The following is a 16747-nucleotide window of genomic DNA, read 5'->3' as shown; positions in this document are numbered from 1 at the left end:
GCGCGCCGTTAGCAGATGCAGCACGGTTTTGCGAGGGTGGGCGCTAAATCCCTTCGTCATGCCGGACTTGTTCCGGCATCCATCGCGCCGCGTACCCAATGGCCGGTTGGTTTGCGGCGCCATGGACCCCGGAACAAGTCCGGGGTGACGAAGTGTCAGATTGGCGCGCTTTCCTCGCCGACCGTCGCGGCCTCGGCGCCGGTATCGAGCACACCCGGCTGGTGCACACCGACATGCACCCGCACGCCCGCAAAATTGACACGGACGAGCTGCGGCGTCGCGTCGGGCGCCGTCTTGCCCCGGTGGACCGTCACCCCCGCGACGGCTTCGGTCCCGCGGTGGACGGTCACCCCCGCCGCCATCGTCGCGCTCGCGGCCGGCGCCGGCGACGGCGCGCCCGGCTCGAACCCGGCATAGGCCTGCCGAAACGTCAGCGCGCGTTCCAGCCCGCCCTGCCAGCGATAGAAGATATGCTCCCCGATCGTCGCGATGCGCGACAGGCTCGACGCCCACCAGGGCAGGATGCTCGTCGTATGGAACGATGTCGCCGCCCCGACCGCGGCATAGACGCTGCCCGACAGTGCGGCTTCCGCGATACCGCGCGCGCGATCCCAGGCGCCGGGTTCGCGCGGGCGCAGCATCGATCCGTCGCAGGTGAAGCTGAACTGGCAGCCGGTGCGCCGCTGCGATCCCTGATAGACCACCCCGCACACGGTGTTCGGAAACGCGCGGTCGCGGACGCGGTTGAGCACGACTTGGGCCACCGCGCGCTGCCCGTCCGCGGATTGCGAGCGCGCCTCGTAATAGACCGCCGCAGTCAGGCAGTCGGCGGCGCGCGCGGCGTCGTCGGCGGTGCGCGCCGCGGTGAACGCCGGCGCGACGACCGGGGTAAACGCGGCACGGCGATTGTCGTCGGTGAGCGCTTTCGCGGGAATGTCGTCGGGGACGCTGAGCGCCATGCGGTGGAGCAGCGTCCGCGCATCGGGCACCGCCTGGACGCGGGCGAGCGCCTTGGGGTGATCATCGGGCACGCAACTGGTCGCGAGGATGAGCGCGGGCAGGCCGATCAGGCCGTGTACGGAGAGGGGAACGCGCTTCGCCATCCCTGCGCGGTAGCGGGCAGGCGTTGTGGAGTGGTTAATTCGACTCCCGCCCCGTCACCCCAGCGTAGGCTGGGGTCTCCCTGTTGGCGGACGCGCCGACCCGAACCGGGAGATCCCAGCCTTCGCTGGGATGACGGTCAATTCTTCGTCGCCCCGGGCTCGTCCCGGGGTCCCGCTTCTTCAGCGGCGCAGAGGAGCGGGACCCCGGCTCAAGGCCGGGGTGACGGGCGTATCAGTGCACGAACCGCGCGACGACGTCGCGGTACGACCGACTCACCTTCACGCTCGCGCCCGAATTGAGCACCAGGAAACACTCGCCATTAGTATGCGGCTTCACCTGCTTGACCAGATCGAGGTTGACGATCGTCGAGCGATGCACGCGCTGGAACCGGCGCGGGTCGAGCCGCTTCTCCAGATCCTTCATCGTCTCGCGCAGGATCAGCGTGTTGTCGCCGGTGTAGATGCACATGTAATCGCCGGCCGCGTCGATCCGCTCGATCGTGTCGACGTCGACGCGGAAGATCTGCCCGCGATCCTTGATGTTGATGAGCTTCTCGAAGCGGTTGGCGCTGACCGCGTCGCCGCCCTCGGGCATGTCCGCCGCCGCATCGGGCGCGACATCGGCGAGCACTTCGCGCAACCGGTCGACTTCCTCGACGCCGCGCTTCTCGCTCAACCGCTGCCGGACGCGGTCGAGCGTGTCGGCGAGCCGCGATTCCTCGACCGGCTTCATCAAATAATCGACCGCCTGCGCCTCGAACGCGCGCAGCGCATGGTCGCTATAGGCGGTGACGAACACGAACAGCGGCGGCTCGACCTCCATCAGTCCCTGCACGACCGAGAAGCCGTCGAACCCGGGCATCTGGATGTCGAGGAAGACGAGGTCGGGCTTGTGCGTCTTGATCGCGCGGATCGCTTCGCGGCCGTTCGAGCATTTTTCGATGATCTCGACGTCTTCGTGCGGGGCAAGGCGGAGCTCGAGGCCCTGGATCGCCAGCGGCTCGTCGTCGACGAGGATGGTACGGATGGTCATGCGGCCTCTCTGTTCACGTCTTCGAGCTGGTAGGGGATCTCGATCTCGACCGAGAAACCGCCAGCGGGCGTGGAGCGCGTTTCGAAACGGTGGTCGGCCCCGAAGGACTGCACCAACCTGTCCCTTATATTGGCGAGCCCCACGCCGGTTGAAAGGCTTGAACCGATCCTGCCCTCGATCAACCCCGGGCCGGTGTCGGATACGGCGATCTGCACGCGTTCCCCGGCGAGCCGCACGCGGACGCAGATTTCGGCGCCTTCCTCCTGCGGCGTGACCGCATATTTGATCGCGTTTTCGACCAAGGGCTGCAGCAGCAGCGACGGCAGCCGGGCGCGTTCGGCGCGCGGATCGATGTCGAATTCGGGACGCATCCGATCCTCGAACCGCATCTTCTCGATCTCCAGGTACAGCTTCAGCTGGTCGATCTCCTGCGCGACGGTGACGTGCGCGGTGGGTTCGTTGGCGAGCGTGTAGCGCAGGAACGACGACAGCCGGCTGAGCATCGCGTTGGCGCGCTCGGTCTGCTTCAAAAGCACCAAGGTCGAGATCGAATTGAGCGTGTTGAACAGGAAATGCGGGTTCAGCTGATAGCGCAGCATCGCCAGCTGGGCGGTCGACGCCTGCGATTCCAGATGCTGCATCTGGTCGATCTGCTCCTCGACGATCAGGTAGAAGTTGATCCCGAAATACAGCGCCGACCAGCCGGCGAGCGTGACGAAGTTGAGAAACACGAAGCCCAGCAACAGCGTGATCGTAACCCCGGGGTTGCTGGTCTTGATGAACGAGAAGGCGAAGGCGTCGAGGATCACGTACAGGAACGTCGCCGCCGCCAGCGTCGCCACCGTCAGGAACAGCCCGACGACCCGGTTGATGCCCCGGTAATAGCCGTACAGCGTCGAGAGCAGCAGCGTGATGCAATAGCCGATGATCGATTCGATGATCACCGGGATGATCACGTCGAGCGTCAGCCCGTTCGACACCGACGAGACGCCGCGCAGCACCAGATAGCCGCTCCAACCGACCGCCTGCAGCGTCCAGAACGCGCGGCTCTTGTTCTCGAAGAACGGCCTCGCGGTGAACGGCAGGCGCCGGGCGGGCAGTCCGGGGGTGCCGGATGTGGGTGGGATCGTGGCCATCGTGGATCGCGCTCTTACACGGGGGGCGTGGCGGGTGCAAAAGGCGGCGCCGCCCAAACCAAAAGGGCCGCCGTCCCGGATGGAACGGCGGCCCCTTCAGCCGATCGATCGAGGCGACGCTTAGAACGAGAAGCGTGCGCCAACCCGGATCAGGTAGAGCGACTGCGCGGCAGTCACCAGACGCTCGCGCGGTTCGACATAGGACGAGTACTGGTAGCGAACACAGCCATTGGCCGGGTTGGTCGCCGAACCGATCGCCCCTGTCAGCGGTGCACCCGTTGCACCCAAGCAAGCCACGCGAACGACGTCGGCGGTCTGCGGGAAGCCGAGCTGGCGAAGGCCACCCCACTTGCTGTTGAGCAGGTTGGGCAGGTTCTCGATATCCGCGAACAGCGAAACGCGCGATCCACCGACGAAGGTCGGCAGTTCCTGTTCGAGGTGAAGATCGATGCGGGTGAAGACGCCGCTGCGGGCGATGTTCTTCGGAGCGATCTTGCCGCGATAGTCCTTCAGCGCGCTGTTGTTGATCAACGTGTCGAGCGCCGTCTGCGTTGTCGCGTTGTCATAGGTCACCAGCGGATCGTTGGCGCCGGTCGGAACGTAGAGCAGGTAGCGGTTGTTGTTCAGCAGCGTGCCGAACACGTTCGAACGCGTGCTGACGTTGTCCTGCATGGTGAAGCTGTAGGGGCGTCCCGCGCGGGTTTCGCCGAACAGCTGCACCGTGGTCTTGTAGTCGCCGAAGAACGCATGGTCATAGCCCACGCTGTACTTGAACTGCCACTTCGCCTGATCGCTCGAGGTGCCATAGGCGGGCAGGTTGGGGTCTGCCATCGCCTGGTTGGCGTAGTTCGAGTTGATCGTCGACGAGGTCGCCGCTGCCACGTCCTTGACGTCCTGATAGGTGTAGCTGCCGCCGAGCGACAGGCCCCAGTCGAACTCCTTGTCGAACCGGACGACCGCGATATGCGCCCGACCGCGCGACGTGTTGCCGAGCAGGATGTCGTAGTTGTTGTCGGCGAAGGTGGTCACCGAATTGTAGCGCGGGCGACCATCCGGCAGCGTGCCGACCCGCTGCGAACGGATATCCGTGAACAGCACGGCCTGCAGCGTGTCGGTGTAGACATAGTCGGCGCCGAAATTGATGCCGAAGATGTCGTAATCGGCCGACAGAGTCGCCTTCAGGACCGACGGCAGGCGGAAGTCCTGCGCCAACGCGCCGGTGCTGCTGTTGGGCAGCGTTGCGGTGCTGGTCGTCGCATAGGTTTGCACCGCGGCCGGGATCGTCTTTCCGTTCACGTTGTTGAGCGCAGCGACGCAGACGTCGTTCGGGACGCCGCCCGTGCAGGTGTTGGTGTTGCCGTTGCGGCTGATCGTCACGCGGTTCGACAGCGTCGTGTTCGAGAAGCTGTTCGACAGATAGATGTCGGGCGAACCACCACCGAACACACCCACGCCGCCGCGGATTTTCAGACGCGAGGTCGCACGATAGTTGAAGCTCATGCGCGGCTGGAAATTGTCCAGGCCCTTGTACGTCTGCGTGTTCGGGAAGCCGTAGCGCCCGAGGAAGAACGTGTTGAGCGTCGGCGCGTCGCGCATGCCGTACAGATCGTAACGGATGCCGTAGGTCAGCGTCAGCTTGTCGTTGATCCGCCAGTCGTCCTGAAGGCCGAAGGTGAACTGACCATATTTGAACTCGGCGGACGCGCCATCGGGCTGGCCGTTGAGCGTTGCGCCGTAGATCAGCTGGTTGGCGTTGCCGGCCTGGAAGTCGGCGACCGAGTCAAAGATGTATCCGCCTGCGCTGTACTGCAGGAAGTTGTTCGACGTCCGGTTCTCCATATACTCGCCGAACAGTCGAACCTCGTGATCGCCCGCGGTGTAGCGCGCCAGCGCCGAACCACCCCAGGTGTCGACGAACAGGGTGTTGGTCTGACGGCTGATGTCCGGACCGAAGAACACGCGCGGGGTGTTGGGCGAGCAGGTCGTGTTGGTCGAGGTGTTTGCCGTGCCGGCCGGGGTGGTCGCCCCGGTCGGATCCAGGCAGACGCCGAACTGCGCGAAGCCGCGACCCAGCAGCGGTTCCTGACCGCGGCGGTTGCTCTTGTAGAGCCCGCGAAGTTCGGTCGAGAAATTGTCCGTCCAGTCGGAGTTCAACTGAACGATGCCGGTGCGCAGCAGCTCGGTCGTCGCATACGCGTTCGACTCGAGGCCGAGGCTGGGCGAGCTGCCAGCCGCGGTGGTGTTCTGCAGCGCGGTGAACGTGTCATACGCGTTGACGTAGGACAGCGTCAGCTTCTGACGATCGGTGATGTTCCAGTCGATCCGCCCGACGATCTTCTCGTCCTTGTTCGGATTGATCGCGAGCACACCGCCCGTGTCGTAGCCATATTTGCTCTGCGCGATTGCCGAAATGTTGGCGACCAGCGAGTCGTTCAGGCCCTGAACGCCCGATGCCGAGGACGGCGAGAACGGACGTGGATCGGTGTTGCGCTCGGCGGAGACCATGAAGAACAGCTTGTCCTTGATGATCGGCCCGCGCAGGGTCGCACCATAGGTCTCGCTCTTGTAGCTCGGCAGGACCACCTTGGTCGAACCGATGCGGTCGCCCTGGATATCGTCGCGGCTCTGCGAATAGAACCCGGTGCCGTGGAACGTGTTGTCGCCCGACAGCAGCACGGTATCGATCGCGCCACCCTGGAACCCGCCCTGGCGGACGTCATACGGTGCGATCGAGATCGCGACCGACCCGATCGCATCGAACGGGATCGGGCCGCGGCCGGTGGGGCTCGCGTCGGGGTTGAGACCGAAGCTGTCGCCGACCTGGACGCCATTGATCGTGAAGCGGTTGAAGCGCGGGTTGACGCCGGCAAAGCTCACGGCGCGGCTGTTCGACAGATCGAGCGAGGCGAACGGGCTGCGGCGTTCGATGTCGCGAATGTCGCGGTTGACCGATGCGACCTTGCGGACGTCAGCCTGTGTCAGCACGGTCTGCGGACCGTCCGACGTGACGCCGGCGCCGCGGATCGACGAGGCCGTCACGACGATCTCTTCGCCACCGGCGTTGGCGGCAAGATCGATCGGCAGGTCATAGGCCTGCTGGACGACGGTATAAATGTCGGTGACCGACGTGTTGCCCTGCGCGCTGGCAACGTCGACGGTGTAGGGGCCGCCGCCGCGGATACCCGAGACCGTGAAGCCGCCGCTGGCGTCCGTCGTGGTCGTCGACTTGGTGCCCGACGGCACGTTGGTCACGGTGATCTGCGCACCTGGGACGGCCACGCCGCCAGCGGTCACGCTACCGCGGATCGAAGACGTCGTTTCCTGCGCGGACGCGACCATCGGCGCCACGAGCGCAATGGCTGCAGCGCCCAGAAATAGGTTGTTACGCATCTGAATAGTCCCCTTGGAGCACATGCTCGGTGTCGGCTTCCCTGTGCCGTCATCCGCGCCCCTGCACGGGGAATATTTCACGTCTGTGACATATGCGAGTCGCAATCCGACGGAACCGAGTTTGCCCGTGGTGCGTTGCAAAAAAACCACGGGTTTGACTGCGTGAGAGTAACCCTATCGTGTCGCATCCGTCACGATCTGTGACCATGCGGCCTCGTCGATCACGCGAACCCCCAGATCCGCCGCCTTTTTCAGCTTCGATCCCGCCCCCGGCCCGGCGATCACCATGTCGGTCTTTGCCGAGACCGATGCCGCGACCCGCGCGCCGAGCGCCTCGGCCTGCGCCTTGGCCTCGTCGCGGCTCAGCGTCTCCAGGCTGCCGGTGAAGACCAGCGTCCAGCCGTTCACCTCGGAGGCGCGCGTTTCGTATACCACGTCCTGCGGCGCGACCTCGCGCAGCAGGTCGAAGACCACGCGCCGGTTATGCGGCTCGGCGCAAAAGCCGACCAGCGCGCTCGCGACTTCGGGGCCGATCCCCGCGGTTTCGATCGCCGCCACCAGGATCTTGTCGCGGCGGAGCACGAACTTGCGCTCGGGCTCGCCGATCACCGGCACGATTTGCGCGCGCAGGACCACCGCACGGCGCAGCATCGCGCCGAGTGCCTTGGCCGACACATAGCGGCGCGCCAGGTCGCGGGCGGTAATCTCGCCGACATGGCGGATGCCGAGCGAGAACAGGAACCGGTCGAGCGGGATCGTCCGCTTGGCCTCGATCGCGGCGATCACCTTGGCGGCCCAGATCCGCCCGTCCTTCTTGCGCGCCGCCAGCTGCTCCTCAGTCAGGCGGAAGATGTCGGCGGGCGATTCGATCAGGCCGTCGCGGAAGAACGCCTCGATCAGCGTCTGGCCGAGTCCCCCGATGTCGAAGGCGTGGCGCGACGCGAAGTGGATCAGCCGCTCGACGCGCTGCGCCGGGCAGATCAACCCGCCGGTGCAGCGATACACGACCTCGCCCTCTTCACGGTCGGCGGCCGACCCACATTCGGGGCAGGCATGCGGGAATACCCACGCGTCGCGCGTCGCATCGGGAGTCAGATTCTCGACGATCTGCGGGATGACATCGCCGGCCCTCTGGACGAGCACGCGGTCGCCGGGCGCCACGCCGAGCCGCGCGATCTCGTCGGCATTGTGCAGCGTCGCATTGGTCACGACGACGCCGCCGACCGTCACCGGCTCCAACCGCGCGACCGGGGTCATCGCGCCGGTCCGCCCGACCTGGATGTCGATCGCGCGGAGGATGGTCTGCGCGCGCTCGGCGGGAAATTTATGCGCGATCGCCCAGCGCGGCGCCTTCGCCACCTGGCCGAGGCGCGCCTGCCAGTCGAGCCGGTCGACCTTGTAGACCACGCCGTCGATGTCGAACGGCAGGTCGGCGCGCGCCGCCTCGATCGCGCGGTAGACCGCGAGCGCGTCGGCGGTACTCTCGACTCGGGTAAACGCCTCGGCGATCGGGAAGCCCCACGCGCGCAACGCCGCGACCACTCCGGCCTGCGTATCCGCGGGCATCGTGCTGGTTTCGCCCCAGCCATGCGCGAGGAACATCAGCGGCCGGCTCGCAGTGACCGCCGCGTCCTTTTGGCGAAGCGACCCCGCCGCGGCGTTGCGCGGATTGGCGAACTGGCGCGCGTCCTTGCCGGTCTCTTCGGCTTCGGCGAGCAGGCGGGCGTTGAGCGCGGCGAAGTCGGCCTTCGCCATATACACCTCGCCGCGGACCTCGAACACCGCGGGCGCCTCGCCGTTCAGCACCTGCGGGATGTCGGCGATCGTTAGGACGTTCGCGGTCACGTCCTCGCCGACCTGTCCGTCGCCGCGGGTCAGCGCCTGGACCAGCCGCCCGTCCTCGTAGCGCAGCGAGCAGGACAGTCCGTCGATCTTCGGCTCGGCGGTCAGCGCGACGGGTTCGTCGTCGGCCAGCTTCAAAAACCGCCGCACCCGCGCGACGAACTCCTCGACCTCGTCGTCGGCGAACGCGTTGTCGAGGCTCATCATCGCCTTGGCATGCGCGACCTTGGCGAGGTGGCCTGCCGGCGCCGCGCCGACCGTCCGGCTCGGCGAATCGGCGCGCACCAAAGTCGGGAATCGTGCCTCAATTGCTGCGTTGCGCCGGACCAGTGCGTCGTACGCCGCGTCCGAGATCTCCGGCGCATCGTCCGTATGATAGCGCGCGTTGTGATACGCGATCTGCGCGGCGAGCGTCTCCAGCTCGGCGGCGGCATCGGTTTCGGTGGCGGGAAGTTCGGTCGGGGACGGCATCGGTCAGGGTTAGGGGAGGGCGGCCCCACCCGACAAGGGGTCTGAACATTCGGTCGAGTTAAGTATTCAGTAAATAATAGTTTTTTTCCCGGAGATTACGCATGACTGACGACACCAACCGCCGCGACCTGTTCAAGGGCGCCGCCGTCGCCGGCCTCGCCGCCGCGGCGGGACCCGCGATGGCACAGGGCGCTGCCCGGCTGTCCGACCCCCAGACCAAATATGTCGCGACGCCGTTGCCTGAACAGCATCAGAAATGGCCCGGGTTGCAGCGCGATATGCGTCCGGTGCCCGATTGCGGCGAGACCAGCTATCGCGGCTCGGGCCGGCTCGCGGGCCGCAAGGCGCTCGTCACCGGCGGCGATTCGGGGATCGGCCGCGCCGCGGTGATCGCCTTCTCGCGCGAAGGTGCCGACGTCGCGATCAACTATTATCCGACCGAGGAACCCGACGCGCAGGATGTCGCCAAGCTGCTCCGCGGCGAGGGGCGCAAGGTCGTGCTGATCCCCGGCGACCTGACCGACGAGAAATTCTGCCGCGACCTCGTCGCGCGCGCCAATCGCGAGCTGGGCGGGCTCGACATCCTCGTCAACAACGCGGCTTACCAGCAGTCCAAGGCGTCGATCGCCGAGATCACCGCCGAACAGTTCGACCGCACGATGAAGACCAACGTCTATGCGATGTTCCACATCTGCAAGGCAGCGATTCCGCTGATGAAGCCGGGTGCGGTGATCATCAACACCGCGTCGGTCAATTCGGTCGATCCAGGCGAGGAACTGCTCGACTATGCCTCGACCAAGGGCGCGATCATGATCTTCACCAAGGGGCTGGCCAAGCAGCTCGGCAAGCAGGGTATCCGCGTCAACGCGGTGGCGCCGGGCCCGGTGTGGACGCCGCTGCAGGTCGTCGGCGGACAGCTGCCGGGCAAGCTCGGCGAGTTTGGGCAGGATACGCCGTTGGGGCGTGCCGGCCAGCCGGCCGAACTCGGTCTGCTCTACGTTACGCTCGCGGATCCCGGCACCAGCTTCACCAGCGGCAGCGTGTTCGGCGCGACCGGCGGGACGGGCGTGATCTGACGCCTTCCAAAGCGGTTCCCCGGCGAAGGCCGGGGCCCAGTTGGGGACGACGGTAACGGAGTGCCGCGGCCTATTACATGTGCCTTCCCAACTGGGCCCCGGCCTTCGCCGGGGAACCGCTACGCAAACCCCTGGACACCATGCTATACCTTCCGGCAAAACAAGGAGAGGAAGCATGGCAACCGCACTCAAGCCCACGCCCACGGTTCGCGACCAGGTGTCGCCCGAGGAGTGGGCGCAGCGCGTCGATCTCGCGGCCGCGTATCGGCTCGTGGCACTGTACGGCTGGGACGACCTGATCTTCACGCACATTTCCGCGCGCGTGCCCGGGCCCGAGCATCATTTCCTGATCAACCCCTACACGCACATGTTCGAGGAGATCACCGCCTCGTCGCTGATCAAGATCGACATCGAAGGCAACAAGGTCACCGACACCCCCGCGCCGGTCAACCGCGCGGGGTTCGTGATCCATTCCGCGATCCATGCCGGCCGCGAGGACGCGGTCGCGGTGCTGCATCTCCACACCCCGCACGGCCAGGCGGTGTCGGCGATGGCCGAGGGGCTGTTGCCGCACACCCAGACATCGATGATCGCCGGGCACGACGTCGCCTATCACGACTTCGAGGGTATCGCGACCGAGCTCGACGAGCGCGAGCGGCTGGTCGCTGATCTCGGCGTCAAGAACAGCATGATCCTGCGCAACCACGGCACGCTGACGGTTGGCGAATCGGTGCCGCAGGCGTTCCTGCGGATGTATTTCCTCGAACGCGCGTGCGAGGCGCAGGTGTTGATGCTGAGCGCCGGCCGGGCTGGGCTCAACACCCCGAACGAGGGGGTGGCGGAGAAGGTGCAGAGTCAGTCCAGTGGGCCGGGGATCCGGATGCTGGCCGAGGGGCTGGCGTGGCCGGCGTTGCTACGGAAACTCGACCGGACCAACCCGGGATATCGGGATTAAGGTAACGTCGCGGCACTGCTCCCCTCCCTGGAAGGGAGGGGCCGGGGGTAGGTCTTGAGACTCACATCGCCCGCCCCAAGATCCGACCCACCCCCAACCCCTCCCTTCCAGGGAGGGGAGCAGTGGCCTACGCCGTCTCCAGCAACCGCTCCGCCTGCGCCCGCGCCTCATCCGTAATCGTCGCGCCCGACAGCATCCGCGCGATTTCTTCCCGCCGTTCCGACTCGCTCAGCGCGCGCACGCCGGTGCGCGTCACCGTACCGTCGCTGCTCTTGGCGATCAGCAAATGCTTCGCCCCGCGCGCCGCGACCTGCGGGCTGTGCGTCACCACCAGCAGCTGCGTCGACAACGCCAGCCGCGCCAGGCGTTCGCCGATCGCGCTGGCCACCGCGCCGCCGACGCCGCGGTCGATCTCGTCGAACACCATCGTCGACGCGCCGCCTTCCTCCGCCAGCGCGACCTTCAGCGCGAGGATGAAGCGCGACAATTCGCCCCCCGACGCGATCTTGGTCAGCCCCGCGAACGGCGCGCCGGGGTTGGTCGAGATCTCGAACTCGACACGGTCCTTGCCCGCCGCCGACCACTCGTCGGTCTCCGCCACCACCGTGCGGAACCGCGCCGCGTCCAGCTTCAGCGGCGCAAGCTCGCCCGCCACCGCCCCGTCCAGCCTCGCCGCCGCCTTCAGCCGCCGTTCGGTCAGCGCCACCGCCGCCGCGTCATAGTCGGCCTGCGCGGCTTTCACCGTTGCCTCCAACGCCACGATCCCGCCTTCGCCGGCGTCGAGCCGCTCGAGCTTGCCGCGCATCTCGTCGGCCAAGGCCGCAAGGTCGTCGGGCTGCACCCGGTGCTTGCGCGCCATCGCGCGCAGCTCGAACAGCCGCGCCTCGTCATCCTCCAGCGCACGCGGATCATAGGCGAGCTCGGCGCGGGCATCGCGCAGATGCTCCTCGGCCAGCGCGCCTTCGATCACCGCACGGTCGACCGCCGCCAGCGCCTCGCCGAGCGCGGCATGATCGCCCGCGATCCGTTCCAGGACGCGCGCCGCCTGCCGCAGCTTCGCCAGCCCGCCGTCCGATCCCTCAAGATAGTCGTCGATCGCGCTCAGATCGTCGGCGATCTTCTCGGCACGTTGCATCGACCGGCGCGTCTCGGCGAGCGTCTCTTCCTCGCCGGGCTGCGGCGCGAGCGTCGTCAGCTCGCCGACGGTATGCTCCAGCCATTCGCGATCGCGGGCCGCGGCCTCGATGTCCGCGCGCGCCGTGGCAAGTTCGGCTTCCGCCGTGCGCAACACGCCCCAGGCGCGCGCGACCGCTGCAGGCTCGGTCCGCCCGAAAATGTCGAGCAATGCCCGGTGGCCGCGCGGGTTGAGCAGCCCGCGCTCGTCATGCTGGCCGTGGATTTCGACGAGGTGCGGCGCCATCTCGCGCAGCAGCCCCACCGACGCCGGCTGGTCGTTGACGAAGCCGCGGCTGCCGCCGTCCGCCTTGACGATGCGACGAATGATGAGCGGTTCGCCGGGCTCGATCTCCAGCGCATTCTCGTCGAGCAAGGCGGCCAGCGGTGCATCGGCGGCGGGGGGATCGAACGTCGCGGTGACCACCGCCTGCGTCGCGCCGTGCCGCACCAGCCCCGAATCGCCGCGTCCGCCCAACGCCAGCCCCAGCGCATCGAGCAGGATCGACTTGCCCGCCCCGGTCTCGCCGGTCAGCACGCCGAGCCCGTGGCCGAAACCCAGGTCCAGCGCCTCGATCAGCACCACGTCGCGAATGGATAGATCTGTCAGCATCGTGTCGACGCCTTAGACGAACGGGGGCGCGAAGTGATCCCCCTATGTTCTGATGAGCCGGGCATCGCCATACGCACTTCCCCAGCGGAGGCCGGGGCCCAGTTGGGGGACAGCGGTAATGAAGGGCGGTCCTCCATTACCTCAACCTTTCCAACTGGACCCCGGCCTTCGCCGGGGAAGCGATCATGATAGGTTGCGACTGACATGATCGACGCCGTCAGGCGCCGATCAGATCCCAGGCCCCGTATTCGACGGCTGCCCGCCCGACCCGACCGGGTTCGGGCGCGAACTCGGACCCACAGGACCCGCCGGCGTCGACGTCGGCTCGTCCAATTCGACCGACACCGACGGCAGACCCTTGGTCCCCGCCGGCACCACCGGTTCGCCCGGCTTCAGCGGCGCGACCGGCTTGACCGGATTCTTCTGCAGCAGGTCATAGGCGTGCTGGTACCAGTCGGTCCCCGGATAGTTGCGGCCCAGCACCGCGGCCGACTTCTCGGCCTCGACCGGCACGCCAAGCGCCAGATACGCCTCGGTCAGCCGCATCAGCGCTTCCGGCGTGTGGGTGGTCTGCTGATACTGGTCGACAACGGTACGATACCGGCCCGATGCCGCGAGCCACTGGCGCCGCGTCTCGTAAAAGCGCCCGATCTCCATCTCCTTGCCGGCGAGATGGTCGTTGACCAGATCGATCTTCAGCCGCGCATCCGACGCATAGCGCGTGTTCGGATAGCGCCGCATCAGTTCGCCCAGCGAATCGAGCGCCTGGCGCGTGATCTTCTGGTCGCGCGTGACGTCGGTGATCTGCTCGTAATAGCCGAGCGCGACGAGATAATAGGCATAGGGCGCGTCGCGGTTGCCCGGGTGCACCGCCAGGAAGCGCTGCGCCGACGCGATCGACGCGGTATAATCCTTGCCGAGATAATAGCTGAACGCGCTCATGATCTGTGCGCGGCGCGCCCAGATCGAATAGGGATGCTGGCGCTCGACCTCGTCGAACAGCTGCGCGGCTTCCTTGTAGCGGCCCTGGTCGAGCCGCCGCTTCGCGGTCGAATAGAGCGTGCCAACGTCGCGCGCGACGTAAGGAAGGTCGCCCTTGCTGCGCGAGGTCGCACAACCGGCAACGGGAAGCGCAAGCGCGGCGAGGAGCGTGACGACAAGCGCACGAGGCAGCTTTGCACGAGACTGGGGGATACGCATCGAAACTGTCCTTAGCGTATCCCGCCGCACCCGAACAATCCCTTTCGACGGGGTTCACAGGCGGCGGATCGCGCGGCAAAGTCCGCGCGTTGACGGACACACGTCACACACCAAAAAGGACCATCATGCCCGCCACCCTGCTCCACACCCACCGCGTCGAAAAGCCATGGGGGCGGAGCACGCTCTGGCCCGGGTTCGACGATCCCGCACCCGGCGCCCCGCCGATCGGCGAAGTCTGGTTCCAGGCGCCCGGCGACACCACCCCCGACCTGCTGATCAAATATCTGTTCACCAGCGAGAAGCTGTCGGTGCAGGTCCATCCCGACGACGATCAGGCGCATGCGCGCGGGCTGCCGCGCGGCAAGGACGAATGCTGGACGGTGCTCGCTGCCGAACCGACCTCGACGATCGCGGTCGGCACCAAGGCGCCGGTGTCCAAGGACGCGCTGCGCGCCGCGGCGATCGACGGCACGATCGAGGACCTGCTCGACTGGAAGCCGGTCGAGGCCGGCGACTTCATGTACTGCGCGTCCGACACGATCCACGCGATCGGCGGCGGCGTGACGGTGATCGAGGTCCAGCAGAATAGCGAGACGACCTATCGCCTCTACGATTACGGCAGCGACCGCGAACTCCACCTCGACGACGGCATCGCTGTCGCCGATCCGACTCCGTACGTTCCGGTCGCGCCGCCGCTGGAAATCGAGACCGGGCGGACGATCATGGTCGAAGGGCCCAAATTCGTCCTCGAACGCTGGAAGGGCGGCGAGCATGTCGTCAATCTGCCCGAGGGCAAGACCGGCTGGGTGATCCCGATCACCGGCTCGGGCTCGGTCGCCGGCGTCGCGTTCAAGGCGGGCGAATGCGTGACCGTCACCGGGAGCGAGTCGGTCGAAACCAGCGCGGATGCGGATTTGCTCTTCGCCTATCCGGGCGCGACGCGGATCTGAGGCATCCCGGACGGTTCTCCCGCGAAAGCGGGAGTCCAGGAGTTCGAGCACCAGCGCCCGCAACCCTGGACCCCCGCCTCCGCGGGGGAACGGTTGCGTCGCTCCTCCCCGCCTTCACTCGCCCCGTCCGCTCTTTCTCGTCACCCCAGCGAAGGCTGGGGTCTCGTGCCGCAAGGACGCGGATCGTAACGGAAAGACCCCAGCCTTCGCTGGGGTGACGAGCATGGTGAGGTGACGAGGATGCGCTTAACCTTTCCCCCCTAAACCCGACCCGCAATGCTGCGCGTCCTGACCCTGTCCACGCTGTTCCCCGACGCGACGCGGCCCAATTTCGGCGTGTTCGTCGAGCGGCAGACGCTGGGTCTCGCCGCGCATCCCGACGTCCGGCTGAAGGCGGTCGCGCCGCTTGGCCTGCCGCCCGGACCGTTGCGTCACCTTCCCGCCCGTGCCGCCCTCGCCGCGCTGCCGGATCGACAGAATTGGAAGGGGATCGAGGTCCTGCGCCCGCGCTTCACCGCCTGGCCGCTGACCGGCGGGCGCTGGCACGCGCAGGCCTTGGAACGCGCGCTGATCCCGGTGCTCGACCATCTCCGCGCGGACTTTGCGTTCGACGTGATCGACGCGTCGTTCTTCTTTCCCGATGGACTCGCCGCGGTCGCCCTCGGAAAACGCTACGGCGTGCCGGTGTCGATCAAGGCCCGCGGCGCCGACATCCACCATTGGGGCCGCGCGCGCGCCACCGCGGCGCAGATCCGCGCGGCAGGGCAGGGGGCGGCCGGGCTGCTCGCGGTCAGCGCCGCGATGAAAGCCGACATGGTCGCGCTCGGCATGCCCGCCGACCGCATCACCGTCCATGCGACCGGGGTCGATCAGGACCGCTTCGTGCCGCTCGATCGCCGCACGGCGAAGGTGCCGTTGGGCATTGAGGGCCCGCTGATCCTCTTGCTCGGGGCGCTGATCCCACGCAAGGGGCATGACGTTGTGATCGAGGCGGTCGCGACGTTGCCCGGCGTGTCGTTGCTGATCGCCGGGGAGGGCCCCGATCGCGCGCGGCTGGAGGCGCTGATCGCGCGCACCGGCACCGCCGACCGCATCCGCCTGCTCGGCAGCATCCCCCACGCCGATCTGCCCGAGCTGATCGCCGCCGCCGACGTGATGGCGCTGGCGTCTTCGTCGGAGGGGCTCGCCAACGCTTGGGTCGAAGCGCTCGCCTGCGGCACGCCGATCGTCATCACCGACGCCGGCGGTGCGGCCGAAGTCGTCACCAGCCCCGACGCCGGCCGCATCACCGCGCGGACGCCCGCCGCCTTCGCTGCCGCGATCACCGACTTACTGTCAAACCCGCCGTCACCGGCCGCAACCCGCGCGACCGCGACACGCTTCACCTGGGGGGCGAACACCGCGGCGCTCTATGCCCACCTAGCCGGGCTGGTCGACCAAGGGATAGAGCGCGCCCGCGATCCAGCGCCCTTCGCCGCGTAGGACGCTCCACGCACGCGCCGCGGCGCGGCTGTCCATCGACTCGATCCCGATCCCCCGCGCTTCCATGGCTTTTCGGAACGCCAGCGGCGGATGCCGAAGCGTTGCACCGGTGCCGAGCAGCAGGAATTCGGGCGCGGGATCGAGCACGAACAGCGCCGCGACATCCGCCTCGCCCAGCACGTCGAACGCCGGCGGCTCCCAGCCATCGGCACGTTCGGGGGTGATCAGCAGCGCCGCATAATAGCCGTCGTCGACCTTGAACCCGTGACGACCGAACGCCGAGATGATCGGCCCATCGGTCTTCTCCCGGTCCATTCTCATGC

General features: G+C 67.2%; 12 protein-coding genes. 4 read left to right on the top strand and 8 right to left on the bottom strand.

All coding sequences use genetic code 11. From position 1 onward, the window contains the following. Nucleotides 1–155: 155 nt before the first annotated feature. The 5 genes from U1701_RS00200 to ligA all read right to left on the bottom strand — a co-directional run bounded on the left by U1701_RS00200 (nucleotide 156) and on the right by ligA (nucleotide 8975). Nucleotides 156–1103, bottom strand: a complete 948-nt coding sequence (locus U1701_RS00200) for a cell wall hydrolase (RefSeq protein ID WP_332780524.1) — start codon at nucleotides 1101–1103, stop codon at nucleotides 156–158. A gap of 232 nt (nucleotides 1104–1335) precedes the next feature. After that, complete coding sequence (locus tag U1701_RS00195) at nucleotides 1336–2136, bottom strand: LytR/AlgR family response regulator transcription factor (RefSeq protein ID WP_332780523.1); 801 nt, start codon at nucleotides 2134–2136, stop codon at nucleotides 1336–1338. Continuing rightward, the gene (locus U1701_RS00190; protein ID WP_332780522.1) at nucleotides 2133–3272 is read right to left on the bottom strand and encodes a sensor histidine kinase; all 1140 of its coding nucleotides are present in this window, start codon (nucleotides 3270–3272) and stop codon (nucleotides 2133–2135) included. Before U1701_RS00190 ends, U1701_RS00195 begins: the two co-directional genes overlap by 4 nt. Nucleotides 3273–3392: 120 nt before the next feature. Beyond that, nucleotides 3393–6662: a TonB-dependent receptor gene (locus U1701_RS00185; RefSeq protein ID WP_332780521.1), complete on the bottom strand. Its 3270-nt coding sequence runs from the start codon at nucleotides 6660–6662 to the stop codon at nucleotides 3393–3395. A gap of 174 nt (nucleotides 6663–6836) precedes the next feature. Further along, entirely contained in the window at nucleotides 6837–8975 is a 2139-nt protein-coding gene (gene ligA / locus U1701_RS00180; RefSeq protein WP_332780520.1) for an NAD-dependent DNA ligase LigA, read from the bottom strand. A gap of 101 nt (nucleotides 8976–9076) precedes the next feature. Here ligA and U1701_RS00175 point away from each other — a divergent pair, with 101 nt between their 5' ends. Together U1701_RS00175 and U1701_RS00170 are read left to right on the top strand one after the other, a co-directional pair. Next, nucleotides 9077–10051 (top strand): SDR family oxidoreductase, encoded by a 975-nt coding sequence (locus U1701_RS00175; RefSeq protein ID WP_332780519.1) that lies wholly within the window; start codon nucleotides 9077–9079, stop codon nucleotides 10049–10051. Between the two features lie 175 nt (nucleotides 10052–10226). Beyond that, a complete protein-coding gene (locus tag U1701_RS00170; protein ID WP_332780518.1) occupies nucleotides 10227–11006 on the top strand; it encodes a class II aldolase/adducin family protein in 780 nt (259 codons plus the stop codon). Between the two features lie 127 nt (nucleotides 11007–11133). Here U1701_RS00170 and recN read toward each other — a convergent pair whose 3' ends face one another. Next, complete coding sequence (recN, locus tag U1701_RS00165) at nucleotides 11134–12792, bottom strand: DNA repair protein RecN (RefSeq protein WP_332780517.1); 1659 nt, start codon at nucleotides 12790–12792, stop codon at nucleotides 11134–11136. Nucleotides 12793–13020: 228 nt separating this feature from the next. Next, a complete protein-coding gene (locus U1701_RS00160) occupies nucleotides 13021–13992 on the bottom strand; it encodes an outer membrane protein assembly factor BamD (protein ID WP_332780516.1) in 972 nt (323 codons plus the stop codon). A gap of 125 nt (nucleotides 13993–14117) precedes the next feature. Between U1701_RS00160 and U1701_RS00155 the strand changes: the two genes are divergently transcribed. Continuing rightward, nucleotides 14118–14942, top strand: coding sequence for a pirin family protein (locus tag U1701_RS00155; protein WP_332780515.1), 825 nt, complete (start codon nucleotides 14118–14120; stop codon nucleotides 14940–14942). A gap of 276 nt (nucleotides 14943–15218) precedes the next feature. Continuing rightward, nucleotides 15219–16424, top strand: a complete 1206-nt coding sequence (locus tag U1701_RS00150) for a glycosyltransferase (protein WP_332780514.1) — start codon at nucleotides 15219–15221, stop codon at nucleotides 16422–16424. Here U1701_RS00150 and U1701_RS00145 read toward each other — a convergent pair. Then, complete coding sequence (locus U1701_RS00145) at nucleotides 16362–16745, bottom strand: Mth938-like domain-containing protein (RefSeq protein ID WP_332780513.1); 384 nt, start codon at nucleotides 16743–16745, stop codon at nucleotides 16362–16364. The two genes, U1701_RS00150 and U1701_RS00145, sit on opposite strands and share 63 nt — an antisense overlap. Nucleotides 16746–16747: the final 2 nt, after the last annotated feature.

The organism is Sphingomonas rhamnosi (assembly GCF_036663615.1).
In the GTDB taxonomy this organism is placed as follows: domain Bacteria; phylum Pseudomonadota; class Alphaproteobacteria; order Sphingomonadales; family Sphingomonadaceae; genus Sphingomonas.
Note: the sequence above shows the minus strand (reverse complement) of the source record. Positions and strands in the feature narration are given on the sequence as shown.

Bases quoted from the DNA above. Each gene is read 5' to 3' on its own strand.
- U1701_RS00200 (WP_332780524.1), bottom strand. From the start codon at position 1,103: ATGGCGAAGCGCGTTCCCCTCTCCGTACACGGCCTGATCGGCCTGCCC.
- U1701_RS00195 (WP_332780523.1), bottom strand. From the start codon at position 2,136: ATGACCATCCGTACCATCCTCGTCGACGACGAGCCGCTGGCGATCCAG.
- U1701_RS00190 (WP_332780522.1), bottom strand. From the start codon at position 3,272: ATGGCCACGATCCCACCCACATCCGGCACCCCCGGACTGCCCGCCCGG.
- U1701_RS00185 (WP_332780521.1), bottom strand. From the start codon at position 6,662: ATGCGTAACAACCTATTTCTGGGCGCTGCAGCCATTGCGCTCGTGGCG.
- ligA (WP_332780520.1), bottom strand. From the start codon at position 8,975: ATGCCGTCCCCGACCGAACTTCCCGCCACCGAAACCGATGCCGCCGCC.
- U1701_RS00175 (WP_332780519.1), top strand. From the start codon at position 9,077: ATGACTGACGACACCAACCGCCGCGACCTGTTCAAGGGCGCCGCCGTC.
- U1701_RS00170 (WP_332780518.1), top strand. From the start codon at position 10,227: ATGGCAACCGCACTCAAGCCCACGCCCACGGTTCGCGACCAGGTGTCG.
- recN (WP_332780517.1), bottom strand. From the start codon at position 12,792: ATGCTGACAGATCTATCCATTCGCGACGTGGTGCTGATCGAGGCGCTG.
- U1701_RS00160 (WP_332780516.1), bottom strand. From the start codon at position 13,992: ATGCGTATCCCCCAGTCTCGTGCAAAGCTGCCTCGTGCGCTTGTCGTC.
- U1701_RS00155 (WP_332780515.1), top strand. From the start codon at position 14,118: ATGCCCGCCACCCTGCTCCACACCCACCGCGTCGAAAAGCCATGGGGG.
- U1701_RS00150 (WP_332780514.1), top strand. From the start codon at position 15,219: ATGCTGCGCGTCCTGACCCTGTCCACGCTGTTCCCCGACGCGACGCGG.
- U1701_RS00145 (WP_332780513.1), bottom strand. From the start codon at position 16,745: ATGAGAATGGACCGGGAGAAGACCGATGGGCCGATCATCTCGGCGTTC.